Raw genomic sequence first — 23,474 nt, forward strand, 5'->3', positions numbered from 1 at the left:
TAGCCGCCTTCTATGTTCTGCCTCACCTCATCATGACGGTAATGTTGCCTGCCGTGAGCAGAATCGTTATGGCCAGGAAGAACATCATACTGACTGCGGCTAAGGCTGCAAAAACATACAGCATCGTCTTTCCAATCGTCTGCAGGCAGGTGCCGATCGGAGTGTCTCCGAGCGGCTGCATAACGGCTGCCGCGACGTTATATATCAAGGCAAGCGTCAAGATCTTGATCGCAGGGAATGCGCATAGGAACAAAATAATGATGACCCCCGCCAGCCCGATTGAATTCTTTACGAGCAATGAGGCCGAGATCACGGTATCCGTTGCATCTGCGAACATCTTGCCGACTACCGGAACGAAATTGCCGGTTACGTATTTGGCTGCCCGGATCGTTACGCCGTCCGTAACCGAGCTAGTAAGTCCTTGGACCGAGATAACACCCAGGAACACGGTAAGGAGCACGCCCAGAACACCCATCGAGACACCTCGCAGCAGGTTGCCAAGCTGAGTCAGCTTATACTTTTCGGATAGCGAACTAACCAGATGCAGCAGAGCCGAGAAGAACAGAAGCGGAAACACAATCGTGCTGATCAGCGTGCCTACCGTATGTACCATGAAGATGACCAGCGGATGAGCCACCGAGACGGTCACGACATTTCCCATCGAAGCCATCAGTGCAAAGAGTAAGGGAAGCATCGCCATCATGAAATCAATCATTTGGGTAATGGCATCCCGGGCATATCCAATTGCGATGCTGAAGCTATTAACGGCAATGACCAGGACAACCATGTAACAGATGGTATAGGCAACCCGACTCACGGTGCTTTTTTCAAAAGCCGTCTGCAGATTCTCAAGGATCAGACTCATAATGCTCAGCATCACAATGGTTGCCAGCAGCTTGCCATTATAGAGAACCTCGTGCCACAAATATTTTCCGATACCGGACATAACCCCTTTGAAGCTAAGACCGTCACCGCCCGGCAGCAGCATATCCATCAGGGACGGCGTCTTTCCATCCGGGAAGAATCCGCCGTAATCCTTCATGAGCCGGTCCCAGTATTTCTCGACCTGGTCTGTCGGCAGCTGCTGCGTCTGCTGCTCTACCCACTCATCGGCCGGATTTGCCGCGGCAGCCGCGCTTATCGTTCCGCAGAACCATCCGGACATAAACAACATCAGGATCAGTAGACGAAACACGGTCAAGCCCTTTCGAAGTATTGCTCCTGTAACCATGTCCCCCCACCTTTTTCAAGCCGGGAGGAGCTTCAGGACCGTCTCAATGATGATCCCGATAATCGGTACAGCGAGCACCAATATGAGCACTTTTCCCGCCAGTTCTATTTTGGATGCAATCGATTCCTGTCCGGCATCTCGTACGATCTGGGCTCCCATCTCCGCAATATAGGCAATTCCGATTATTTTCAGAACGGTCTTCAGATAAATGATCTGGACACCGGAGTTCTCCGCCAAATCTTCCAGCATGGATAAGACATTTCCAATCTTCCCGATCAGGAACAGGAAGATGAGAAGCGAGGTCGCCACAGCGAGAAGAAAGGCAAAAAGCGGCTTCTGTTCCTTGACAACCAAGATCAGCACGGTAGCGATGATGCCCAGTCCTACCACCTGGATAATTTCCATAAAAGTCCACCTACTGGAATAGAAAAATACTTTTGATTTCCTTGAGCAAATCGTCAAGCAGTCTGACGACCATAAACAGCACAACCACAAACCCGATAAGGGTTACCCAATGTGCCATATCCTCTTTCCCCATCTGTTTCAGGACGGTATGAATCATGGCAATGATGATCCCAATACCGGCAATCTGGAAGATGGCGTTCACTTCAATGTTCATTTCCCTTGGCACCTCGCTAAAAGATCAAAATGACGATCAATGCTCCAATGAGCAGTCCCAGACTTTTGCTCATCTTTTCATATTTGACCTGGTCATCCCTTGCCGCTGCTTCTTCATGCTTGAGCTGTCCTACGGCCAGAGCGATATGTTTGATCTGGTCCTGCCTGTCACTGGTGCCAAGAACGCCGCTTAGCTGCTCCAACACCTCACGCTCGGCATTTTTCATCGATGTTCGTTTCCAGTACTCGCCCAGTGCCTTGCGGATGCTGTCCTGTGCGGATAACCCGTAGTCGGGTCTCATGTAAAGCGCGGCTGAGGCAAATAATGATCTGAGCGGTTCACGAAGGGAATCGCCAATTCGCTCCAGCGCATCGGGTAACGGCGTCAAACCGTAGCTGATCTCCGTTTCCAGCCGTTGAAGCGCGAGAATAAGTTCTCGCAGCTGCCTGGGTCTTGCTGCGAATTGCTGGGCCTGAAAAAATCCGGCTAAAGTTCCAGCTCCCAGCACGAGCACAGCCCCGACCAGTTTAAGCATAGGCATCACCGCCCGGCGGACCGACGGAAGCCGTCTGAAGCGTTCGCTGACCTCCGTCATACAGCTTGTATGATCTGTGGTCGCCCGTTCTGTTAAGAACGGCATACATCTCAAACATCCGGTTCTCCAGAAGACCGGCGAGTGCCGGCCGCCCGCGCATATCTTGTATGGACGAGCCATGTGCCGTTGCAATCACGCTGATTCCCGCATGCAAGGCTTCAATGACGGCTTCCGCATCCTCTGGCCGACCGATCTCGTCCACAATCAACACATCCGGGGACATCGAACGGAGCATCATCATCATCCCTTCAGCTTTCGGACAACCATCCAGCACATCCGTACGCGGACCTACATCGAATCCAGGCACTCCGCGCAAACAACCGGCGATTTCAGAACGTTCGTCGATGATGCCTACCTTCATTCCCGGCCAATGCACGGCCGAATTCCCCCACTTGCCGTAACTGATCTGCCTTGCCAGATCCCTGAGCAGCGTTGTCTTGCCTTGCTGAGGCGGGGATAAGATCAGCGAGTGCATCACCCTTTTCCGTTTCCGGTCGAGTAAGTGCGGGAGGATGTCATCCGCCGCTCCCTGAACTTCCTTGGCAATCCGAACATTAAATCCGCTAATATCCCGAATGTGTTCAACCTTACCACCGCTGAGGATCGTCCGGCCGGTGAGCCCGACCCGATGGCCCCCAGGTATCGTGATAAACCCTTTTCGCAGTTCCTCTTCCATGGTGTAGAGGGAATGGTTACTGATTAGATCCAGCAACCTATGGGTATCTTCACGCGTCGGCTTATACGCTTCATCAGGCCGCAATGTAAGCCCGCCTCGCCGGTCCAGAAAATGATGCTTGCCCGCCGAATTAATCTCCAGCGGACGTTCCTCCCGGATACGTACCTCCTCCACATGATCGAGAAGCTCATTCGACAGGTTCAGCAGCATTCGTTTTACGGTCTCGGGAAACAGGTCTAACCAATTCAATGTCATATCAATTTCCCCCAGGTTGTCCTTTTTGATCATCTTTCTAATAAGAGAACTTCATATCCCATGTGTATGCTTGTACCTGAAAAATATGCAGCGAATCTATCATTTTTTTAGAACGCCGTATAAGAGACAGGAAACGCCGCACAAAATCCAGCCGATCTTCCCCCACGACAATTTATCCGCCATACCCACAAGCCCGATCGTTGTTGTCAGAATCAAGATCAGCGGGCCCATGAAAGCCAGGGCGGAATTCACAGCCAGCGCTTTATCGACTTGATTCAGGCGCAGCATGATGATGGCCGCCACAATCTCGAGACTGCCGGAGAAAAACCGAAGCGTGGCCATACTAGCGACAAACTTGTCCAGCATGCTATATATCCTCCTTCTTCCTTGTTTACATGTGTGATGTTTAAAAATATGCGAGGCACTCTCGTTTTATCTCTATTTTTTTAATTTCATAGAAGCGAACGTTGAATCTTTCGGACAACGCAAAAAATCCCGGTCGATATAGACCGGGATTAACTCTATTTAATATCGATATGATTGCAGAAAATGATTACATACAGGGCAGGTTATCGACGAACCTGCGGCCCGCCAACGGAAGCCTGCTGATCCGTATCCAGTCCGTATGCGGTATGAAGCGCTTGTACCACACCTTCCAGATTGGTTCCTTCAATGACGCAGGATACTTTGATCTCGGACGTGCTGACCATTTTGATGCTGACCCCCTGCCGGGAGATCACATCAAACATTTGTGCCGCCACACCCGGGTGGCTGACCATTCCAGCGCCAACAATCGATACCTTCACAAGATGGTCTTCCGAGGTAACGTCACGATACGGAATTTGGCCGCGGATCTGTTCAATAACCGACAACGCACGCTCCCGGTCGGCCAAGGAAACGGTAAAGGAAAAGTCTGCTTCGCCGTTCTGGACACCGCTCTGTACGATAATATCAACATCAATCGCTTCTTTCGCAAGCTCTCCGAACACTTGGGCCAAAACGCCTGGCGTATCGGAAACGCCCAGAATACTGATTCTCGCCACATTCTTGTCAAATGCAATACCGCTGACAACCACACCTTGCTCCATGCTTGTTTCCTCCTTAACAACCGTACCCTCATTATGATTAAAGCTGGATCTGACGACAAGCTTGACTTGATTATGCTTCGCATACTCAACCGCGCGCGGGTGAAGAACAGCTGCACCCAGATTGGCTAACTCCAGCATCTCGTCATAGGAAATCTCCTTCAACTTCCGCGCGCATTTGACAACCCGCGGATCTGTGGAGTAAATCCCGTCCACATCCGTATATATTTCACATACATCCGCTTGAATGGCAGCCGCAAGAGCAACCGCAGTGGTATCAGATCCCCCGCGTCCAAGCGTCGTAATCTCTCCGTCTTCGGACATTCCCTGGAATCCCGCTACAATGACGACATTCCCTTCGTCAAGCGCTTTATGCACGCGTTCTGGCCTAATATCCGTAATGCGGGCTTTACCATGGACCGCTTCCGTACGGAACCCCGCCTGCCAGCCGGTAAGAGACATTGCCTTGCGTCCGAGACCATGAATGGCCATGGATAGCAGCGACATGGATATCTGCTCTCCCGTGGTCATCAGCATATCCATTTCCCGTGCCGGTGGATTCTCGTTCAGGAGCTTCGCCTGGTCAATTAGATCGTCTGTCGTATCCCCCATAGCAGACACCACGACTACACATTGATGACCTTCATCTTGTTTCTCTACAATTCTTCTGGCAACGCGTTTCATACGTTCTGTATCCCCTACAGAGCTGCCTCCGAATTTCATGACGTACAGTGACAATGCTTCTTTCACTCCCCACTAATATCAGTATGTAACAGCATTCAGGTGGTTTCTCACTTTAAAACAGTATAATACGAAAGTGAGTCATTCCGTCAAGGGCTTCAAGGCAAAAAGAACTCGGGATCATCGCCCCGGCTTTGGCCCATCGCAAAAAAACTCCCGTACATACGTACAGGAGTCTCGTTGTTTAGAAGATATTGGCACCCCATCAATCGTTGAAGGGTCCCGTTAAAGCCTACTATGCACGGGAGATGTATTTACCTTCTCGCGTATCGATCAGAAGCACATCGTCTTCATTAATGAACAGCGGTACTTGTACATTCAGGCCGGTCTCCACTTTCGCACTCTTCGTTGCGCCCGTTGCCGTGTTGCCTTTGATTCCTGGCTCGGTTTCAACAACTTTCAGCTCAACGCTGTTAGGCAGGTTGATCCCAAGGATTTCCCCTTGGTAGCTGATGATATTTACATTCATGTTCTCTCTCAGGAAGTTCAGCTCCCATTCCAACTGCTCGCTGGTCAAGCTGAACTGATCGTAAGTTTCGTTATCCATGAATACATGCTCTTGACCGCTGGCGTAAAGATACTGCACACCACGATTGTCAATGATCGCGCGGCCAATCGTTTCACCTGCACGGAACGTCTTCTCAACAGTGTTGCCATTGCGAAGGTTTTTCAATTTGGAACGTACGAAAGCTGCGCCTTTACCGGGCTTTACGTGCTGAAAATCCAAAACGGTGAATATATCGCCATCTACTTCTACGGTCAAGCCTGTTTTAAAATCGTTAACTGAAATCACTAAGATTCCCTCCTAAGGATGCGGTCTAATTAATATAGTACATCATCTTCCTAAAGCACAAGTTCAAAAAGCTGCCTTGTTGATCAGCCTCTTAAAGCACAGTGTAGTCTTTGGACGAGCTTGTTAGTATATGAATACCCGATTCCGTGATGACGATATCATCTTCAATACGGACACCGCCAAGCCCAGGCAAGTAAATGCCCGGCTCCACCGTTACAACCATACCCGGCTGCAGCACATCATCACTCAGTTTGGACAGTCTCGGAGATTCGTGAACCTCCATACCCAATCCATGCCCCGTGCTGTGACCAAAATATTCCCCGTATCCATAACGGGTAATTATATCACGAGTTAAGGCGTCTGCCTCGCGTCCTGTCATGCCGGGTTTAATATGATCCAGTGCATGAAGCTGCGCCTCGAGCACGATATCATAGATCTCCTTCAGTTTAGGATCAGGACTTCCCAGCGCACAGGTTCTCGTGAGATCGGAGCAGTATCCGTCAAGCAGCGCACCGAAATCAAACGTAACGAATTCGTTCCCTTGAATGACACGCTCGCTGGCAACGCCGTGCGGAAGAGCCGAGCGCTCGCCGGAAGCGACAATCGTGTCAAAGGAGGACGAGGTTGCGCCATGCTTGCGCATGAACATTTCCATCTCCAGGTCGATTTCCCGCTCCGTTTTGCCGGCAGCCAGAATCGTCAGCACCTGGCTGAACGTTTGATCGGCCAAATCGGCAGCCCGCTGCATAATGCTCAATTCTTCCGCATCCTTGAATATACGCAGATCCTCTACAAGACCTGAAACCGGCACCAGGCTCATTGGCGCGAGCTGTTCCGAATAGGTGGAAAATACGCCGTATGTAACGTGGTCCTGTTCAAATCCAAGCGATGTAATTCCCTCGGAAGATAGCAAATCCTTGACCGTCTCCATCACCTTCGGTCCATGCTCAACCACTTGGAAGCCGACGGCTTGCTGCGGTGCTTGAGTCATATAGCGGAAATCCGTCAACAGATAGGCATTATCCCGTGTGATCAGCACATAGCCGGCAGACCCGGTAAAGCCTGTCAAATATCTGCGGTTGATCGGGCTTGCAACCAGCATAGCCGTTAAGCCTTTGGCCTGAAGTTTCTCGCGCAGTTTAACCACTCGTTTGTTACTCATTCTAACCTCTCCTCTCACCCATTTCCCAAGCCGGCACAAGAAAAACATCTTCGACGCATTTCTAAGGGGCCAGTTAAGGTTAGCTGTAATTCTTCTGATAGCAAAAAGCAGCCTTTCGGTTATAAGCTTTCTAATATCTGATCAAAGTAGCTATCCTTCTTGGTCGTTCAGGACTTGCAAAAGGGCCGACAAGCCCAGTGTGTAACTCGCTGCGCCAAAACCCGCGATTTGTCCGACAGCAACAGGTGCGATGACGGAGGTATGACGAAATTCCTCCCTGGCATGAATGTTCGATAGATGAACTTCCACTGTCGGAATTCGGGCAGAACTGATCGCATCACGTACAGCGTAGCTGTAGTGGGTCAATGCTCCCGGGTTAAGTAGTATGCCGTCCGCCTGTCCAATAGCTTCATGAATACGGTCGATGATAGCACCCTCATGATTAGACTGATAGAAGGTAATACCGATACCGGCGAGATCCGCCTGTTTATGCAAATTATCTTCGATCGCCTGCAGGCTGAGTGAACCATAAATGCCCGGTTCACGGAAGCCGAGCAGGTTTAAGTTCGGTCCGTTTATCACCCATATGGATTTCATAGGGCTTCCCACCTTTTCGTCAAATAACCAAAAGCTATTTTACCATAGGCGGCATAGGGTTGAGAAGTTTTTCTTGCCTAGCCCGTCACCTTCTTCGGTTCGCGCAGTTTCTCGTCAGTGAATTCCTGCGCAATCGTATAACCGATAAATAGTCCCCATAATATAAAAATACAAACCTCAGAGATGTTTGTATCCCAAGACAGCTTCTTCACCGGGTCCGTCAGCCGAAGCCATGGATTGAGCGCGACGAACAGCACCGCCCACCATATGATTCCGTAAGCAATCCCGGGCCATGGGCCCTTCAGCTTCCTGAACAAGGCGACATAAATGAGGGAAGCAATGACGGAAAACGCGATGAAGGACAGCCAACCGGCAATTTGACCGGCTGCCGTCTGGAGGAACTCATGCTTGAAGAATGGCTCCAGCAAAAAGCCCGGCAGCACCTTCGTGAATTTTAGCCAGTAAAATATCCAGAATACGCCCCCCCAGATCAGACCCGCATAATAGCCCAGCTCCAAGGCAAACGAAAATGGATTAGTAATCTGGTTCTGCTGTCGAAATCGATGTTCGTGCATCTCATCATTCTCCTCTCTAAGTCATCGAAGTACTGCTGTTGCTCCGTTCTTCTCTCAAAGTAGTATGCTCCGGTTCCCCTGCGCCTAATCCAACTAGAAATTACTTTCAAAATTCGATACAATAGTTCATAGAACGAATAACATGTCAGGGAGGGTGAACTGGTTGTCCGATAAGTCAACCCCGATCAGCTATGGAGGCCAAGCTGTGATCGAAGGCGTTATGTTCGGCGGAAAGCATGTGAATGTGACGGCCGTGCGGCGTAAAAATAACGAAATCAAGTTTCTCGAGGTGCCTCGCGAAGACAAGACATGGGTTCGGAAGCTGCGAAAGATTCCGCTTCTTCGCGGCATCGTCAGTCTCATAGATTCCACAATCAAAGGTTCCAAACATTTGAATTACTCTGCGGATGCATATGCTGACGATACCCTGGAGCCGGAAGAACGTGAGAAACAGAAGGAGAAAGAAGACTCAGGCTGGAGTTTAAGCATGATCATCGGTGTGGCCGCCGTCAGCGTGCTCTCTTTTGTATTCGGCAAGCTGCTGTTTACACTCGTTCCTGTTTTTGTAGAGGATTTCTTTTTTGGCGATACATTTGATCACTATATTGTGCATAACCTGATTGAAGGCGTAATTAAATTAATACTGCTCCTCGTATATTTATGGGCGATCTCCCAGACACCTGTCATTAAAAGACTGTTCCAGTACCACGGTGCCGAACACAAAGTCATCAGCGCATTTGAAGCTGGCGAAGAGTTGACGGTGAAGAACGTTCAGAAATATACACGACTGCATTATCGCTGCGGCAGCAGCTTCATGATGCTGACCATCGTTCTCGGCGTTGTCGTCTACTCGGTAGTGCCATGGGATACCATGACGCAACGGGTCATTCAAAGAATCGCGCTTCTTCCGGTCGTGCTTGGCGTTTCCTTTGAGTTCCTGAAACTTACCAATGCCATGCGAGACATGCCGGTACTCCGTTTCCTCGGGTATCCCGGTCTGTGGCTGCAGCTTCTAACGACGAAGGAACCTACTGATGATCAAGTTGAAGTATCCATCGCATCCTTTAACAGAATGCGTGAGTTAGATGCTCAATACGAGAATGTTACAGTTCACCAATCTGTGACAGGAAGTGTGCTGGATCCCGCGAAAGGGTGATAATCCATGAGAAGGCATGCGATCATTTTTTGGACGGCGATTACGTTAGCCGCCATAGGGCTACTGGTATTCCTGTTAGACCCTGGATCAAGAATGAATATTGTGATTCCTCTAATTATTGTTGCTGTCGTGTATGTGCTCTACAAGTTCCCGCCCCGCCGCTTTAACAAGCGGCCCAAAGTGAAGCCTTCCAAGCGAACGGCAGCAAAGCTGGCGGCAAAAAACAGCACCGTACGGAAAAGCAGTCCAACTGCAAAACGTAAACAGTACCCGTTTCAAGTCATCGATGGGCAAAAAGGAAAAACCGACCCATCGGATGATGTTCCTAAATATCATTAACAAGAAAACCGTCCAACCGTGCAAACTCATGCCGGCTGGACGGTTTTTTAATGTTCGGATTGCCAGCGGGCGAAAAACATCGTACCCGCCGTTAATCCCGAATTATACAAATTCTCACTTTCTTCCTTCGTCAGATTAAAATGAGTGGTGCCAATGCCCAGCGTCGGAATTTTGATCGTTCGATTGCGATTTTGCTGTTCAATATAACGTTCATCGTGAGCGGAAAGCATCGTCTCAAACATGGCGGTTAACATGCCGAACGGGCCTTCGATCAGATGGGGTAAGTTCGTATTTTTCCCGACCATCTGAAAGCCAAGCACCGGCAGCGGCTTGGGTCCTCCCTTCGACTCACGATCAAATAGCCATAACGGAAAGTTGCTCAGCAGCCCACCATCCACGATGTAAACAAACTGTTCCCCGAACGATTTCCCCTTAGCGGCCCTGCCCAATAAACGAAGAATGACAGGATCGAAAAAATAAGGGATGCTGCAGCTCATGCGTACAGCCTTGGCCACGGGAAATGTTGCAGGGTTTATGCCATATTGGCGAAGGTCATCCGGAAGCACCAGCAGCCTTCCATTCGTAATGTCGGATGCCACAATATATAGCTTGCCTGCCGGGATGTCCGAGAAAGTAAAGATCCCTTTGGCAAGCAGGATTTCCCGAATCCAGTTCTCCAGGGCTTCTCCGGAGTACAGCCCCTTCTTAATCAACACCCGCAAGGCAGGACCGATAAACTTTGTATTAAAGATCGGTGCTCGCTGGAGAAACGAATGAAAAGGCGTCTCCTCGATAATGCGCTTGATCTCGTCTGCTCTGTAGCCTGCTGCCAGCACGGATGCCACGATGGATCCGGAGGACGTTCCGGCAACGCGGCTGAATTCCATGCCGGCATTCTCCGCCGCCTTGACAGCCCCGGCAAGCGAGATTCCTTTGACTCCCCCGCCTTCAAATACCGCATTGATTTGCATATAAAATCCCCCGCCTCACATGGTCTAATGACTATGTATGAGCGCGGGGGATGTTTCATACCTATAGGACGTGCCGATTTATCTATAATATGATTGCAATTGATCTTTAATGCCTAACGGATTGCTTAAAATATTCTCTGCTCTAAAGAAGATGCTGCCTTTAACCTCGGCATAATTCTGATTGTACTTCAGTTGATTGATGATTTCCGATGCGCTCTGCCAACCGATCTCACTGGTTCCCAGTTTGTAGGGCGCATGACCGATCAGAAGGTCTACGCCGGTTCCTTGTACTTCACTGACCCACCAGTCAACCAGCTTATCATAATCGGCGGCAGGGTTACTCATGCTCCAGTAGATTTGCGGAGCTACGTAATCGATCCAGCCATTCTGAATCCAGGCCCTCACATCGGCATACATGCTGTCATAAGCCGTCACACCCGCTTTTGTATCCGATCCCGTCTTATCCACGGATTGGTTTCGCCATACGCCGAAAGGACTGATTCCGTATTCAACACTAGGTTTCACACGGTGTATGCTCTCTCCGAGCGATTGTACAAATGCATTGATATTTCCACGGCGCCAGTCCGCAAGGTTGGAATACGCACCTTGATTGTATTGGCGGTATGCCGCATCATCGTTGAAGACCGTATTGGATGGGTAAAAGTAATCATCCAGGTGAATACCGTCAATATCGTATCCGTTCACGACCTCCATTATGGTGTCGATGATATGCTGCCGAGCTTCCGGGATCCCTGGATTGATGTACAGCTGCTTACCCGTGTTCACGATCCAATCGGGGTGGCTGAGCGCAACATGGGACGGATCGAGCGATGCTGTCAAAATATCGGTGTTTGCCCGGAAAGGATTGAACCATGCGTGAAACTCCATATTCCGTTTATGCGTTTCCTCTACCATGAAAGCTACCGGATCATACCCCGGATCCGCTCCTTGAATGCCTGTCAGCACCTTTGACCATGGCACTATAGATGAAGGATACAAGGCATCGCCAGCCGGACGTACCTGCACGTACACGGTATTGATGCCAACGTCCTGGAGTGAATCCAGCAAGGCGATGTAAGATGCCTTTTGCTGTTCTGCGCTGGTCTTTGTTTTCGGCCAATCCAGATTAAACACCGTGGATATCCAGGCCCCTCTGACCTCATCCCCCGTCGATACCGGCGGTGGAACGACGTCCGTGCCTGTGGTCAGCGAGATACGCTGTGCCGCTTGGTTCCATTCGACTTGCACGCCCAGATTCTCGCTGATAAACCGCAGCGGAACCATAACCCGGCCGTTCTTAAGTTCAACCGATGCATCCAGAGCTACGGATGAACCGTTCACAAGCGCGGTTTTGCTGCCGGAAGTCAATTGCAGACTCGAACCGTCCATCCCGATCGTTACCGTCTTTGACTTCTGATTCCAAGCGACCGAAGCGCCCAGGCCTTCACTGATAATTCGCGTAGGCACCATGGTTACATGGACCTTGGGCAATATGTAAGGGGATACGTCACTGTTTAAGGTTACACCGTCCAACTGAATACTAATGCGAGCTGCCTTCGCTTGCGCAGTTGGGACCACCGACGGGAGACACAATAGTAACAGGATCAGTACCAACAACCATCTACGAAGCTTCATTTCTATTAATCCTCCGAAAATATGAAATTTGCAGGTAATCTAACTTATTATGATAACACTAGAAATATGACGGTTCAGTTTAAAAAAGCATCTGTCACAAGCGGACAGATGCCACATTACGATTCGTTGACTAATTCATTATGAACGTCACGCAAATCCTGAAGTCGATTCTCATCGCGCTTGAAATACTCCACAAGCGTCTCAATTCTCGTAATGGAATCCCAGCTTAAATGATGCTCGATTCCTTCAACATCCCTGTAAATATTTTCATCCTGTACACCTATCATCTCAAGGAATTCCTCAAGCAAATGATGACGTTCCATGAGCCGTTTGCCCATTTTTTTGCCTTTGCTGGTCAAAACCAAACCACGATATTTTTCATAGATCAAATATTCGTCTTTGTCCAGCTTTTGAATCATCTTCGTGACGGATGAGGGGTGAACCTCCAAGCCTTCGGCAATATCCGAAACGCGCGCATATCCTTTTTCGTCGATCAACTTGTAGATGCGCTCCAAATAATCCTCCATGCTAGGTGTCGGCATCTTATTCCCTCTTTTCTATAATTACATAACCCGTGCAAAAACCTGTTTTACCTGCACTAGTAATGATACATGTTTTTGAGACCGGTTGGCAAGTCCTGGTCCAATCCTATGCCATATTGACCTATGAATTGAACCAGCCTTACCCCTGCCATTAGAATTTAAGCCATTCCGGCGTAATGCCTTGCAGCCAAATCGTAATTTTGTACATTTGATCTGTGAAGAGCAGAAGCCCCATCAGAATCATCAAAACGCCGCCGACCTTCATCAATGTGCTTGAATACTTGAGAATCCAGCGGGTGGAGCCGATGAAAAAGGCCAGGATGAAGAACGGCACCGCAAACCCCAGCGAATAGGAGGTAATCAGCGGGAACCACGTTCCCGGATCGGAAGCTGCCAGTGCGATAATAGCCGTCAAAATCGGTCCTACGCAAGGCGACCAGCCTGCGGCGAAGCCGATGCCAAACAGAAATGTTCCTATGTATCCGGTCGGTTTGGATTTAAAATTGAATTTCCGGTCCTTCATGAGAAACTTAGGCTGGAAAATGCCAATGAGCATAAGTCCCATCACGATGATAAGCAGTGCAGACAGCTGACGAATCAGGTCCTGATATTCCGTGAAGAACTCCCCGAATAGGCCCGCCCCCCAACCGAGGGTATAATAAACGGCAGAAAACCCAAGGATGAACGCGAGTGTGTGCGTCATGGTCCGGAATCGGACCTCCTTGCGGTTCTGTTCGTTCTTCAGGTCATTGACCGACATGCCTGTAATAATAGATAAGTAGGACGGGTACAGCGGTAAACAGCATGGAGATATAAAAGAAGCAAAACCGGCAGCAAACGCGATGCCGATATTAATATCAGCCATTTTATTTCAGAACCCCCTTATGTCGTAAAGCCCTTTTTGCCGACAAGCGTAATGATAAGCAGGCTGATCAGCAGCAGCACGATGGTCGCGCCCGGTGCCAAATTAAATACGCCCGCAAGCATCAGTCCCCCGATAACGGCAATTTCGGAAATGATCACCGATAAGACGATAGAGCTTCGGAAGCTTCTCGCCAGCAATAAACTGATCGCTACCGGAATTACCAGCAATGCGGACACCAGAAGCGCACCCACAATTTTGATGGCGGTGCTTACGACAAGCGCCGTCAGTACCGTAATGATCATGTTCATCATTTTGACAGGCAGGCCGCTCACGCTGGCCGCATCCTCCTCGAAGCTGAGCAGGAAGAACTCCTTGAAGAACATCACCACGACCGCAATCACAACGACGGTTACACCGCCCACCATATAAATATCCGTGGAATCCAGCGTGTAGATGCTGCCGAACAAATAACTCATAACATCCGTATTATAGCCCATTCCCAGGGTGAAAAACAGCGAAGCAAGCGCAACGCCGCCAGACATAATAATGGCGATGGACAGCTCGGCATAACTTTTATATGCCTTTCGCAGCTTCTCAATCGCAAACGAGGCCAGCACCGCAAACACAAGTCCTGCGGCAAGCGGATAGACTTCGATCAGAAACCCGAGCGCCACACCCGCAATCGTGACGTGCGACAACGTATCTCCGATCATGGACAGCCTGCGCAGCACAAGGAATATCCCGATAAGCGGGGCCGTGATACCGATCAGAACCCCTCCGATCAGCGCCCGCTGAAAAAAATCGCTAAACAAAATATCAAGCAATGATAACGTCCCCTTCTCCTGCTTCAAAAAGCTTGTTTCTATAAATTATACGAGCGAATGCTGCAGATCCACTTCCGCGCAGTTTTCGATGTCATGAGAATGTCTTACAAAAAACTGAATTTTTCCGTTCTGCGATACCGGCGATTCTCCCAGGTAGTCTTTGACCATGTCCAAATCATGGGTGACCATCAGAAACGTCATGTGATGATGGGCATGCATATGGGTAATCAATTCAAAGAATCCGGCCTGGGTCTCGGCATCAATGCCGATCGTAGGCTCGTCCAGGATAAGCAGATCCGGACGATTGATGAGCGCCCGAGCTAGAAAAACGCGCTGCTGCTGTCCCCCGGACAGAGCACCGATCCGCTTATCAGCAATATCCTGAATGCGCATCACTTCCAAAGCGTCCTCACATTTCTGGTGGTCCAGGCGGTTCAAACGGCGAAACATTTTCTTACGATTATATAGTCCGGACATGACGACTTCACGCACAGTGGCCGGGAACAGCGGATTAAATGAATTTTTCTGCGGAACGTATCCGATGCGTTCCCAGTCCTGAAACTTGCGGATCGGCTGACCGAAGAGTTCGATAGACCCTTCCGCGGCAGGCAGCAATCCAACGATCATGCGGAGCAAAGTGGTTTTGCCAGCCCCATTAGACCCGACAATACCTACAAAGTCCCGCTCTTTTATGGTGAAATTGAGATCCTTGATCACCTGTTGCTCGCGGTAATGAAAGGATACATCCTTGATTTGTACAATAGGTTGGTGGCAATCCTGTGCTGCCGGCTCCATAATCAGGCCGCCTTTCTCTCTGTAGTCTTTCTATCTATAATATGAAAATAAATAAACATCCATAACACGAAAGAAGAGGGGGATATGCTCCCCCATCTTCCTTATTGTAAAGCCTTCGTTAGATTTTGCAAATTTTTCTCCATCAGCGTGAAATAATTCTCACCGGCGCTCGCCTGCTCTTTAGTCAGTCCCTCCACCGGATTCAACACCAAGGTTTCTACGCCCGCTTCATTCGCCAGCGTTTTGGCAAGTTTATCCGATACGAGCTCTTCAAAGAAAATATACTGGACTTCCTTCTCTTTCACCGTCTTCGTGAGGTTCACCATATCCTGCGCTCTGGGCTCCGCGTCCGGCGAAAGTCCCATAATCGCATGCTGCGTCAAGCCATAATCCCGGCAAAGATAGCCAAACGCCTGGTGGGAAACGACAATGTCTTTTTTCGGCATTTTGGACAACTCGCTTGTGAAATCGTTATCCAGTTTAACCAGCTTCTCTTTCAGGGCTTCAAAGCGCTGTTCGTAGCCGTCCTTATGCTCGGGATCCACCTCTACCAGGCTGTTCTTGATATTCTCTGCCATGACCAGTGCCGATTTCGGGCTTACCCATGTATGCGGATCCGTATGATGTGTGTCGGTGCTAGTCCCAGCGGACTCTTCTTCGTGTTCATGGCCCGCATGGTCTTCTTCCATGCCTTCCTCGTGGCTATGGTCGTGCTCTGCTTCGGTGCCATCCTCGTGGCTGTGATCGTGCTCTGCTTCGGTGCCTTCCTCATGGCTGTGATCGTGCTCTTCTTCATGAGCTGCTGCCCCGTGTCCATGACCATCGTCTCCCACGGCATCAATCAGCTGGATGCCGTGACTGACTTCAATCGGCTTGACTTGCGTGTCTTTATCAAGTCCCTTCAAAAATCCGGGTACCCAGCCTTCCAGCCCGGCACCGTTATAAAGAAACAGCTGGGCCTTGGAAGTATTCACGATATCCTGACTGCGCGGTGTCCAATCATGCGGCTCCACGCCCGTTGGCAGAAGATTTACGACATTGGCGTCATCCCCGCCAATTTCCTTCGTAAATTCATATATTGGATAAAAGGTCGTAATGACGTTTACCTTGCCTTCTACAATGCTGCCGCCGGATTTACTTCCGCACCCCGACAGGATGAGTACCGCCAACAATATAGAGGTTACACTCCAGGTCCAACCGTTAAGTTTGTTCTCTCTCTTTCTCTTGTTCATGTTCATCTCCCCATATCCGCTCCGTTCAATTAATCGTAATCTTTACTAACAAGATTATAAGAGCAGGTAAACCCAATTGTCAACCAAATCGTAAAAATTACTATTAATTTTCAATAGAGATGTTATATACCCCGTATTAAAGTGCGTGTTCAAAAAGGTCGATTTTCAGCACCGAAGCTTATGCTTCCGATGTGCGTTTTTTCAAAACGCTCAGTTGGATGAAGCTAGGGACGTCAGGAGCGGAGCGTACGTTTGGGTACGTGAGCACCGGAAGGCCCGGCTGAATTCAAGATTCGATGCCGAACTACTTCCTGATTCGCTTCGTGTTAGATATAGAATTTATGAGTTATCAGTGGAACTGATGAAATACGATATCGCAAGAAAACCTACCTATCCATCGCGGTCGCTCATCCTTGAAGTGGCCTCGATAGAGGTTTTCCTTATCAAAAGCGGACTTTTTGAACAACCTCTTAAAGGAAAAAATAACGGCGTACCCTTTAACAGGGTACACCGTCTATCGTGACTTCATTCAATGCGAGAGCGTTTTATTTGACAACTGCGCCGTTAGGCATGCCCTCCGGTACCGTTGCAAGCGTCAGCTGGTCACCGTGGGAGGCGGCCAGAATCATGCCTTGCGACATTTCGCCTCTAAGCTTCACCGGTTTCAGGTTCGTTACGCAAATCACTTTGCGTCCGACCAATTCCTCCGGCGTGTAGAACTTCGCAATGCCGGATACCACTTGCCGCTGCTCAAATCCGAGATCGAGCTTCAGCTTGAGGAGTTTGTCCGCTTTCTTGACCGGCTCGGCAGCAATCACCTGCGCTACGCGCAGTTCTACCTTGGCAAAATCTTCAATCCCGATTTCCTCTTTAAGCTCCACAGGCTCCTCCGAGCTATCGGTGGGCGAAGCTGCTGCCGAGGTCGAAGGCTCTTCCTGGGCGGCCTTCGTACCGCCTGTCATCGCCTCTGCGATGTATGCCACTTCCAGCTCTGTATCCAGGCGAGGGAATATCGGCTCGCCTTTTTGAAGCTTCGTCCCAGCCGGTATGGCTCCGAACTGGCGCCCGCTTTCCCAAGTTGTCCATTCGCCTTCCGCCAAGCCCAGCTGATCCCACATTTTTTTCGGCGTACGGGTCAGGAACGGCTGCAGCAGGATCGATGCCACGCGGAGCGTCTCCACTAAATGACTCATGACGGATGCCAGTTCATTTCGTTTGCCCTCGTCTTTGGCCAGCGTCCATGGCTGGGTCTCATCGATATATTTGTTGCTGCGGCTGACAAACTGGCTGATGGCCGTCAGCGCAACCGAAAATTCCATATTCTCCATAGCGGTTTCGACTTTCTCATAAACCGACTTTGCCGCTTCCTCGATTGCTGCATCAAACGGCGTTACGCCTGCGGAGAAAGCCGGAACTTCACCGTCAAAATATTTATCGACCATGGCCACGGTACGGTTCAACAGGTTGCCCAAATCATTGGCCAGGTCGGAGTTCACCCGCTCCACGAAGCTTTCTGGCGTAAAAGTACCGTCCGCCCCGAATGGAACTTCGCGCAGCAGGTAATAACGAAGCGCATCAAGACCATACCGGTCTATCATCGTAACCGGATCGACTACATTCCCCTTGGACTTGGACATTTTCCCGTCCTTCATCAGCAGCCAGCCGTGAGCAAACACCTTTTTCGGAAGCGGAACATCGAGCGCCATCAGAATGATCGGCCAATAGATCGTATGGAAACGCACGATCTCCTTACTCATCAGGTGTACGTCGGCCGGCCAGTATTTGTCATACAGGCTGGTGTCCTCTGTACCGTATCCGAGTGCCGTTATATAGTTCAGTAGTGCGTCAATCCACACATAAATCACGTGCTTCGGATCGCTCTTTACCTTCACGCCCCACTCATAGGTCGTACGGGACACAGCCAGATCCTCAAGACCCGGTTTAATGAAGTTGTTGATCATCTCATTCTTGCGGGATACCGGCTGAATGAAATCCGGATTCTCCTCGTAATACTGAAGCAGGCGGTCCACATATTTGCTCATGCGGAAGAAGTAGCTCTCTTCCTTCACCAGCTCTACGGGTCTTCCACAGTCCGGACAGTTGCCGTTGACAAGCTGACGCTCCAGGAAGAATGACTCACAAGGCGTGCAGTACCAGCCTTCGTATTCACCCTTGTAGATGTCATCCTGCTTCAGCAGACGTTCAAATACCTCCTGCACCACGGTGGTGTGCCGCTGCTCCGTAGTGCGAATGAAATCCTCGTTGGATATGTCCAGCTTTTTCCACAGGTCCTTGATGCCTGCCACGATGTCGTCAACGAACTGCTGCGGGGTTTTTCCAGCCTCCGCCGCTTTGCGTTCAATCTTCTGTCCGTGCTCGTCGGTCCCCGTCAAATAACGGACATCGTATCCACGAAGCCGCTTGTAGCGGGCCATGGCGTCGCCGGCCACCGTAGTATAAGCATGGCCGATATGCAGCTTGTCGCTTGGATAATAGATTGGCGTTGTAATATAAAACGTCTTTTTGTCTGCCATAGTAACCTTCCTTTACCGTGAAATGAATTGTCGTGTCAGGCTATCTCTTTTGATGAAAAACAGCAGTAGACAGCAAAAAAACCCCCGTCCCTATGGGACGAGAGTTGTTCTCACGTGTTACCACCCAAATTCCCTGTCCCCTTACGGGTAACAGGCTCGTCTGCCGTCATCCGGCAGTCCATTAACGCTGGCTCACGCCGCTTCTTTACGGCAGCCTGATTACCCGGACTGCAGCGCTCAAAAGCGGATCCTCCAAGACCATTTTCCGAAATTCGCCAAGACCGGTTTCCAGCTGCTCCGGCTCTCTGTTCAAGGCAAGCTTTTCGTACTTATCTCTTCCTCGGATATACCTATAATTTCTTACATTTTAATCAAACCGGCTGCGGCGTGTCAAGGTTAAGCGCGATCCGAAGGACTGATATGTCTAAAGACAGCTGCATTCCGTCCCATATCGAGTAGGATGCCCCAAAAACGCTATTTCTCTGTCAATGAAGACGACACCTTATCCTTGCGCGGCGGAACCATGTCAATGCCGCCAGGATGAAACGGATGGCATCTCGCTATTCGCTTGGCTGCCAGCCAGGAGCCCTTGAGCGCGCCGTGCACCTCAATCGCTTCGAGAGCATAGGCCGAGCAGGTTGGATAGAATCGGCAGGTCGCCGGTTTCAACGGAGAAATGAATTTCCGATAGAAGTGGATCGGCACCTTCACCACTCTGCGCGCCGTGCTCATGCCCGGCTATCCCTCTTACCACCACTGGCTGGAGACGTTTCCTTATCGGTATTGTCCTTGCCGCAGTCCCTGCAGTAACCGAACACTTCGAATTTATGCTGAACCACCTGGAAATCATCCGGTGCATCGGTCAGCTGCATCGGGCAGAACGTAATCGGGTACGTCTTCTGGCACTGCAGGCAGATCATGTGATGATGGTGATGTTCTTCGCTGCAGCGTCCTCGAAACTTGATGCCTTCCTCGAACACAACCTGCTCCAATACGCCTAACTCGTACAATACCCGAAGATTCCGGTACACCGTATCAAAGCTTAAACCGCTGTACTTCTGGCCCATATATTCGTACACATCCTTGGCCGTCAAATATCCAGGATGTTCCCCAAACAATTTGGCAAGCGTCTTGCGCTGATCGGTAATGCGCAGCCCATGTTCCGACATGGCGTCGATGATCTGTTCCGTCGTAAGCATACGGAGGTAACCTCCTCTACTTGAAGATACTCTCTTCTTATAATGCCTGAAAAATAAGACAGCGTCAATGAAAGCGGTTGTGTATAGGCTAAACGCCTCCAAGATACTGCGCCGCTGGAACGCGAAACGATCGGCATTTGACGTGATCCCTTGGAGAGAGCCAACAAAAAGGACAGCCCTAACCATGTGCTGGCTGTAGGCTGTCCCTTTATTATGAATAAATAATGGATTAGTTCTTCACTTGCGGAAGCGGCTGGAACAGAATGTTGATAGGCAAACTGCTTCCCGGTGCCGCCGTAAACAGAATTTCCACGGTCTGCTCGTAATTCCCCGTCCGATAGAGAACGGCAGCTTCATTCGGTGCAGATACAGCGCCTCCGCTTGTATTCGGCGTCTGAATGATATTTCCGTTCACCATCATTGCCCCCATGTATTTGCCTCCGCGCGGATTTAGCGTGATCAGCGTATTGGGCGCTACGCGGTGCAGCTTGATTTTGTACAGGACGCCGAAGTTCCCGGCATTGGATTGATATGAACCGTTAATGCCATCATATCCTTCCAGATTCGGATCGTTTGTCTTGTCACCGAGCGCGAGACGGGTAGGCGTGTTGCCAACCAGATCATAGGATTCAATGATCCGTGTCGAGTCCGGGTACGTTCCCCGGTTATGAACGCCATCGCTCGGATGAAGCTTCAGGTAAGGAAGCTTTTGAATCGGATCCTTGGCTTCATCAATCATGATGACATCATACCGGATCGGCGAATCCGAATAGAGATCAGCAAACATGGAGAGGACCTGCTGATTCTTCATCGTTTGCGCGCTCAAGTCTTGCAGAATGACCCGGCTTTCCCCAGGGGCGAGCGAGATCGTCTTGAATGAATCAGCTGATTGCATGGACTCGAGGTAGCGCTGAACAGCCGCTTTTCCCGTGGCAGTCGGAATATTAATCGGACCGCCTATTCCCGTATACTCGGTTGTCAGACGCGCCGTCATGGTGTTGATATTGGTGGCGACGACGTACATCTTCATGTTCTTCCCGGTTGCGTTCAAGTGGTGAATCATAAACCGCGTGCTGGCATTGCCGACCTCGCGGTAGACGATACCCTCTTGATAGACGGTTTCCGGAGAGTTGCTGCGGATCAACAGATAAGGTTCGGAGCTTCTTGTAATCGGCATCAGATTCCATGTCGGCACTGCGGATCCGTTAAAGGTGTATTTGTCGCCGATGCCCGTAAACAATTGATTGAATTGATCACGCGTATACAATACTTCGCTCGTTACGTTAATAATCTTCTCGTATGAGCTGGTCGCTCCATGTTTATCGGTAACAATCAACAGCACTTTATGCGGTCCTGCCGTAAAAAAGGCCTGATCATTGTTTTCCCACTTATACGTAAGCTCATCGCCAGGATCGTTGTCATAACTCATATTCATGTACGTTATTTTCTCACCGATCTTATATTCCTGTTTATCCGTTTCAAACATGGCCACAGGCGGCGTATTCGGTGCGGATACTTGGATGCTCAATATATACGGGTCGCTCCACTCCCCGCTGGAATCCTGTACCGAGTAGGAAACCGTATGCACGCCGGGTTCGTCAAAAATCTCTTCCCGGCCTTCCCAATGCTCGTCAACGATAGCCAGGCCCGTCGGCGAATAGGCATTCGTCTTATACGTAACCCTTGTTTGTCCGGCAAGGATCTCACTAGGCTGCACCGTGAAGGAAGCTACCGGCTTTGCGCTTAGGGTAAGAATAACCCGTTTGTTCGGCTGGTCCACCCGATAGGTGATGTCCAGCGCCTGCGTGATGCTGGTCAGCGGCACCATGAACGTATTGTTGGACTGGTATGCCGGTCCCTTCATCGATTTTCTGACCCCGTTTACGGTGTACACGCTGCTGTTCGTCTTAAAGCGCAGCTCATCGTTACCTCGGATAATAATCGTTTCCTTTGTCTTGCCGTCATAGGTCAGCTTCAGTCCAACACGGTCGACGAGGGATCGAATCGCGACATAGGATACGCCATTCTTGACTGCCATAGGCTGTCCGGCGGTATACGCTTTTCCGTTCTGATACATCTTGTTGCTGTTCATCATCAGGATCAGGTCATTCGGACCGAGGTTCGGTATGTTCGGAACCTCGCTGCCGGATCCGCCGCCGCTGCTGCCCCCCGGCTGTTCGCCGCTATTGCTGCCGCTGCCCATTCCGGACAGATCGAGAATCACTTTCTTCTCCGGTTGGTTCACCGTGTATGGAATATCAAGCGCTTGAGTGATCGCGGTCAGCGGAACCATAAACACGTTGTTGCTTTGGTAGGCAGGGCCTTTCATCGGACGCACCTGTCCGTTGACTTTATAATGGCTGCTTCCTGTAGTGAATCGTAGCTCATTGCCATCCTTAATGATAATGGTTTCCTTCGTCTTATTATCGTAAGACAGCTTAAGTCCTGCGCGCTCAACCATGGCGCGAATGGCGACATAGGATACCCCTTGCTTCACGGCCATCGGCTGTCCCGCTTTGTACTGCTTGCCGTTATGGTACATCACATTGCTGTTCATCAACAGCACCAGTTCATTAGCGGCTGCATTGGTAATGCCGACTTCGGGCTTGCCTTCGGCCGGACTTCCTTCTTCGTTCTCAGATACTTCATTATCGGAAGGATCGTTTTGCGTGTCCTCCTGCTGTTCATTTGGTGCAGAAGGTTCGGCATTCGGATCGCTAATCGTGCCTTCGACTGAATCAGAAGGTGTTTCCTTTGGCGTTGCCGATGTTTCCTCCGCTTGCTGCAAGTCCGTCTGTTGTTCTCCACTCTGCTGGCTTTGTCCTTCCACCGGGGACTGCAGCGCTGACTGGCTATTTAGCGCCGGAGCTGTAATATCCGGTGATTCAGCTGCCGCGGGAAATGCCATGGATACCTGGGCCGCGGCAAGGACTGTAATCATCGAGATTCTCTTGAAATTCATTCTCTACTCCTTTAAAACTCTCAGTATAGTCTGTCTGCCTCTATTGGACATACTATTAGACGCGGACTTTCCCGAAAAGTTGCTCAGAAAT

Annotated in this window: 24 protein-coding genes; 2 read left to right on the top strand and 22 right to left on the bottom strand. The window is 50.1% G+C overall.

The features are described from left to right. Positions 1-22 precede the first annotated feature (22 nt). From spoIIIAE to ACETK5_RS17425, 11 genes are all read right to left on the bottom strand, one after another. Positions 23-1,231: a stage III sporulation protein AE gene (gene spoIIIAE / locus ACETK5_RS17375; RefSeq protein WP_394056932.1), complete on the bottom strand. Its 1,209-nt coding sequence runs from the start codon at positions 1,229-1,231 to the stop codon at positions 23-25. A 15-nt stretch (positions 1,232-1,246) separates the two neighbouring features. Further along, a complete protein-coding gene (gene spoIIIAD, locus ACETK5_RS17380) occupies positions 1,247-1,636 on the bottom strand; it encodes a stage III sporulation protein AD (protein WP_071223846.1) in 390 nt (129 codons plus the stop codon). Positions 1,637-1,646: 10 nt separating this feature from the next. Continuing rightward, complete coding sequence (spoIIIAC, locus tag ACETK5_RS17385) at positions 1,647-1,850, bottom strand: stage III sporulation protein AC (protein ID WP_007129715.1); 204 nt, start codon at positions 1,848-1,850, stop codon at positions 1,647-1,649. A gap of 16 nt (positions 1,851-1,866) precedes the next feature. After that, positions 1,867-2,385, bottom strand: coding sequence for a stage III sporulation protein SpoIIIAB (gene spoIIIAB / locus ACETK5_RS17390; RefSeq protein ID WP_100536232.1), 519 nt, complete (start codon positions 2,383-2,385; stop codon positions 1,867-1,869). Continuing rightward, positions 2,378-3,376 carry a stage III sporulation protein AA gene (gene spoIIIAA, locus ACETK5_RS17395; protein ID WP_100536231.1) on the bottom strand — a complete coding sequence of 333 codons (999 nt, stop codon included), beginning with the start codon at positions 3,374-3,376 and terminating at the stop codon, positions 2,378-2,380. Before spoIIIAA ends, spoIIIAB begins: the two co-directional genes overlap by 8 nt. A 99-nt stretch (positions 3,377-3,475) precedes the next feature. Further along, the gene (locus ACETK5_RS17400) at positions 3,476-3,742 is read right to left on the bottom strand and encodes a YqhV family protein (RefSeq protein ID WP_071223843.1); all 267 of its coding nucleotides are present in this window, start codon (positions 3,740-3,742) and stop codon (positions 3,476-3,478) included. 203 nt (positions 3,743-3,945) lie between these two features. Beyond that, a complete protein-coding gene (locus ACETK5_RS17405; protein ID WP_100536230.1) occupies positions 3,946-5,199 on the bottom strand; it encodes an aspartate kinase in 1,254 nt (417 codons plus the stop codon). 238 nt (positions 5,200-5,437) lie between these two features. Further along, on the bottom strand, positions 5,438-5,995 hold the full coding sequence (efp, locus tag ACETK5_RS17410) for an elongation factor P (RefSeq protein WP_076320870.1): 558 nt from the start codon (positions 5,993-5,995) through the stop codon (positions 5,438-5,440). A 91-nt stretch (positions 5,996-6,086) separates the two neighbouring features. Continuing rightward, entirely contained in the window at positions 6,087-7,157 is a 1,071-nt protein-coding gene (locus ACETK5_RS17415) for a M24 family metallopeptidase (protein ID WP_394056936.1), read from the bottom strand. 150 nt (positions 7,158-7,307) lie between these two features. After that, entirely contained in the window at positions 7,308-7,754 is a 447-nt protein-coding gene (gene aroQ, locus ACETK5_RS17420) for a type II 3-dehydroquinate dehydratase (RefSeq protein ID WP_394056938.1), read from the bottom strand. Positions 7,755-7,831: 77 nt separating this feature from the next. After that, positions 7,832-8,329 (bottom strand): YqhR family membrane protein, encoded by a 498-nt coding sequence (locus ACETK5_RS17425; RefSeq protein ID WP_326112228.1) that lies wholly within the window; start codon positions 8,327-8,329, stop codon positions 7,832-7,834. A gap of 163 nt (positions 8,330-8,492) precedes the next feature. Between ACETK5_RS17425 and ACETK5_RS17430 the strand changes: the two genes are divergently transcribed. Beyond that, positions 8,493-9,485 carry a DUF1385 domain-containing protein gene (locus tag ACETK5_RS17430; RefSeq protein WP_100536227.1) on the top strand — a complete coding sequence of 331 codons (993 nt, stop codon included), beginning with the start codon at positions 8,493-8,495 and terminating at the stop codon, positions 9,483-9,485. A gap of 6 nt (positions 9,486-9,491) precedes the next feature. Further along, positions 9,492-9,824 carry a hypothetical protein gene (locus tag ACETK5_RS17435; RefSeq protein ID WP_100536226.1) on the top strand — a complete coding sequence of 111 codons (333 nt, stop codon included), beginning with the start codon at positions 9,492-9,494 and terminating at the stop codon, positions 9,822-9,824. Positions 9,825-9,871: 47 nt separating this feature from the next. On the opposite strand, the gene ACETK5_RS17440 is transcribed toward ACETK5_RS17435, so the two are convergent. From ACETK5_RS17440 to ACETK5_RS17490, 11 genes are all read right to left on the bottom strand, one after another. Continuing rightward, positions 9,872-10,795: a patatin-like phospholipase family protein gene (locus ACETK5_RS17440; RefSeq protein WP_100536225.1), complete on the bottom strand. Its 924-nt coding sequence runs from the start codon at positions 10,793-10,795 to the stop codon at positions 9,872-9,874. 78 nt (positions 10,796-10,873) lie between these two features. Then, on the bottom strand, positions 10,874-12,430 hold the full coding sequence (locus ACETK5_RS17445; protein ID WP_326112229.1) for a family 10 glycosylhydrolase: 1,557 nt from the start codon (positions 12,428-12,430) through the stop codon (positions 10,874-10,876). A gap of 116 nt (positions 12,431-12,546) precedes the next feature. Further along, complete coding sequence (mntR, locus tag ACETK5_RS17450) at positions 12,547-12,972, bottom strand: transcriptional regulator MntR (RefSeq protein ID WP_009591262.1); 426 nt, start codon at positions 12,970-12,972, stop codon at positions 12,547-12,549. A gap of 151 nt (positions 12,973-13,123) precedes the next feature. Next, complete coding sequence (locus tag ACETK5_RS17455; RefSeq protein ID WP_100536223.1) at positions 13,124-13,837, bottom strand: cytochrome c biogenesis CcdA family protein; 714 nt, start codon at positions 13,835-13,837, stop codon at positions 13,124-13,126. 17 nt (positions 13,838-13,854) lie between these two features. Then, complete coding sequence (locus tag ACETK5_RS17460) at positions 13,855-14,661, bottom strand: metal ABC transporter permease (RefSeq protein ID WP_100536222.1); 807 nt, start codon at positions 14,659-14,661, stop codon at positions 13,855-13,857. A gap of 45 nt (positions 14,662-14,706) precedes the next feature. Further along, positions 14,707-15,456 carry a metal ABC transporter ATP-binding protein gene (locus ACETK5_RS17465; protein WP_100536221.1) on the bottom strand — a complete coding sequence of 250 codons (750 nt, stop codon included), beginning with the start codon at positions 15,454-15,456 and terminating at the stop codon, positions 14,707-14,709. Positions 15,457-15,557: 101 nt separating this feature from the next. Further along, positions 15,558-16,688, bottom strand: coding sequence for a metal ABC transporter solute-binding protein, Zn/Mn family (locus ACETK5_RS17470; RefSeq protein ID WP_394056942.1), 1,131 nt, complete (start codon positions 16,686-16,688; stop codon positions 15,558-15,560). 545 nt (positions 16,689-17,233) lie between these two features. Continuing rightward, entirely contained in the window at positions 17,234-19,222 is a 1,989-nt protein-coding gene (metG, locus tag ACETK5_RS17475; protein WP_394056944.1) for a methionine--tRNA ligase, read from the bottom strand. Positions 19,223-19,696: 474 nt separating this feature from the next. Continuing rightward, positions 19,697-19,954, bottom strand: a complete 258-nt coding sequence (yidD, locus tag ACETK5_RS17480) for a membrane protein insertion efficiency factor YidD (RefSeq protein WP_076320856.1) — start codon at positions 19,952-19,954, stop codon at positions 19,697-19,699. Beyond that, complete coding sequence (locus tag ACETK5_RS17485) at positions 19,951-20,421, bottom strand: Fur family transcriptional regulator (protein WP_100536217.1); 471 nt, start codon at positions 20,419-20,421, stop codon at positions 19,951-19,953. Before ACETK5_RS17485 ends, yidD begins: the two co-directional genes overlap by 4 nt. Positions 20,422-20,650: 229 nt before the next feature. Further along, on the bottom strand, positions 20,651-23,383 hold the full coding sequence (locus tag ACETK5_RS17490) for a copper amine oxidase N-terminal domain-containing protein (protein ID WP_394056946.1): 2,733 nt from the start codon (positions 23,381-23,383) through the stop codon (positions 20,651-20,653). Between the last annotated feature and the right edge of the window lie 91 nt (positions 23,384-23,474).

It is taken from the genome of Paenibacillus ilasis (assembly GCF_043195395.1).
Classification (GTDB): Bacteria; Bacillota; Bacilli; order Paenibacillales; family Paenibacillaceae; genus Paenibacillus_AQ; species Paenibacillus_AQ lautus.

Excerpts from the sequence above, each read along its gene's own strand:
- ACETK5_RS17485 (WP_100536217.1), bottom strand. The coding sequence starts at position 20,421 with ATGCTTACGACGGAACAGATCATCGACGCCATGTCGGAACATGGGCTG.
- metG (WP_394056944.1), bottom strand. The coding sequence starts at position 19,222 with ATGGCAGACAAAAAGACGTTTTATATTACAACGCCAATCTATTATCCA.
- ACETK5_RS17425 (WP_326112228.1), bottom strand. The coding sequence starts at position 8,329 with ATGCACGAACATCGATTTCGACAGCAGAACCAGATTACTAATCCATTT.
- ACETK5_RS17465 (WP_100536221.1), bottom strand. The coding sequence starts at position 15,456 with ATGGAGCCGGCAGCACAGGATTGCCACCAACCTATTGTACAAATCAAG.
- ACETK5_RS17400 (WP_071223843.1), bottom strand. The coding sequence starts at position 3,742 with ATGCTGGACAAGTTTGTCGCTAGTATGGCCACGCTTCGGTTTTTCTCC.
- spoIIIAC (WP_007129715.1), bottom strand. The coding sequence starts at position 1,850 with ATGAACATTGAAGTGAACGCCATCTTCCAGATTGCCGGTATTGGGATC.
- spoIIIAB (WP_100536232.1), bottom strand. The coding sequence starts at position 2,385 with ATGCTTAAACTGGTCGGGGCTGTGCTCGTGCTGGGAGCTGGAACTTTA.
- spoIIIAE (WP_394056932.1), bottom strand. The coding sequence starts at position 1,231 with ATGGTTACAGGAGCAATACTTCGAAAGGGCTTGACCGTGTTTCGTCTA.
- mntR (WP_009591262.1), bottom strand. The coding sequence starts at position 12,972 with ATGCCGACACCTAGCATGGAGGATTATTTGGAGCGCATCTACAAGTTG.
- spoIIIAA (WP_100536231.1), bottom strand. The coding sequence starts at position 3,376 with ATGACATTGAATTGGTTAGACCTGTTTCCCGAGACCGTAAAACGAATG.
- aroQ (WP_394056938.1), bottom strand. The coding sequence starts at position 7,754 with ATGAAATCCATATGGGTGATAAACGGACCGAACTTAAACCTGCTCGGC.
- yidD (WP_076320856.1), bottom strand. The coding sequence starts at position 19,954 with ATGAGCACGGCGCGCAGAGTGGTGAAGGTGCCGATCCACTTCTATCGG.
- ACETK5_RS17435 (WP_100536226.1), top strand. The coding sequence starts at position 9,492 with ATGAGAAGGCATGCGATCATTTTTTGGACGGCGATTACGTTAGCCGCC.
- ACETK5_RS17490 (WP_394056946.1), bottom strand. The coding sequence starts at position 23,383 with ATGAATTTCAAGAGAATCTCGATGATTACAGTCCTTGCCGCGGCCCAG.
- spoIIIAD (WP_071223846.1), bottom strand. The coding sequence starts at position 1,636 with ATGGAAATTATCCAGGTGGTAGGACTGGGCATCATCGCTACCGTGCTG.
- ACETK5_RS17440 (WP_100536225.1), bottom strand. The coding sequence starts at position 10,795 with ATGCAAATCAATGCGGTATTTGAAGGCGGGGGAGTCAAAGGAATCTCG.
- ACETK5_RS17445 (WP_326112229.1), bottom strand. The coding sequence starts at position 12,430 with ATGAAGCTTCGTAGATGGTTGTTGGTACTGATCCTGTTACTATTGTGT.
- ACETK5_RS17470 (WP_394056942.1), bottom strand. The coding sequence starts at position 16,688 with ATGAACAAGAGAAAGAGAGAGAACAAACTTAACGGTTGGACCTGGAGT.
- ACETK5_RS17415 (WP_394056936.1), bottom strand. The coding sequence starts at position 7,157 with ATGAGTAACAAACGAGTGGTTAAACTGCGCGAGAAACTTCAGGCCAAA.
- ACETK5_RS17455 (WP_100536223.1), bottom strand. The coding sequence starts at position 13,837 with ATGGCTGATATTAATATCGGCATCGCGTTTGCTGCCGGTTTTGCTTCT.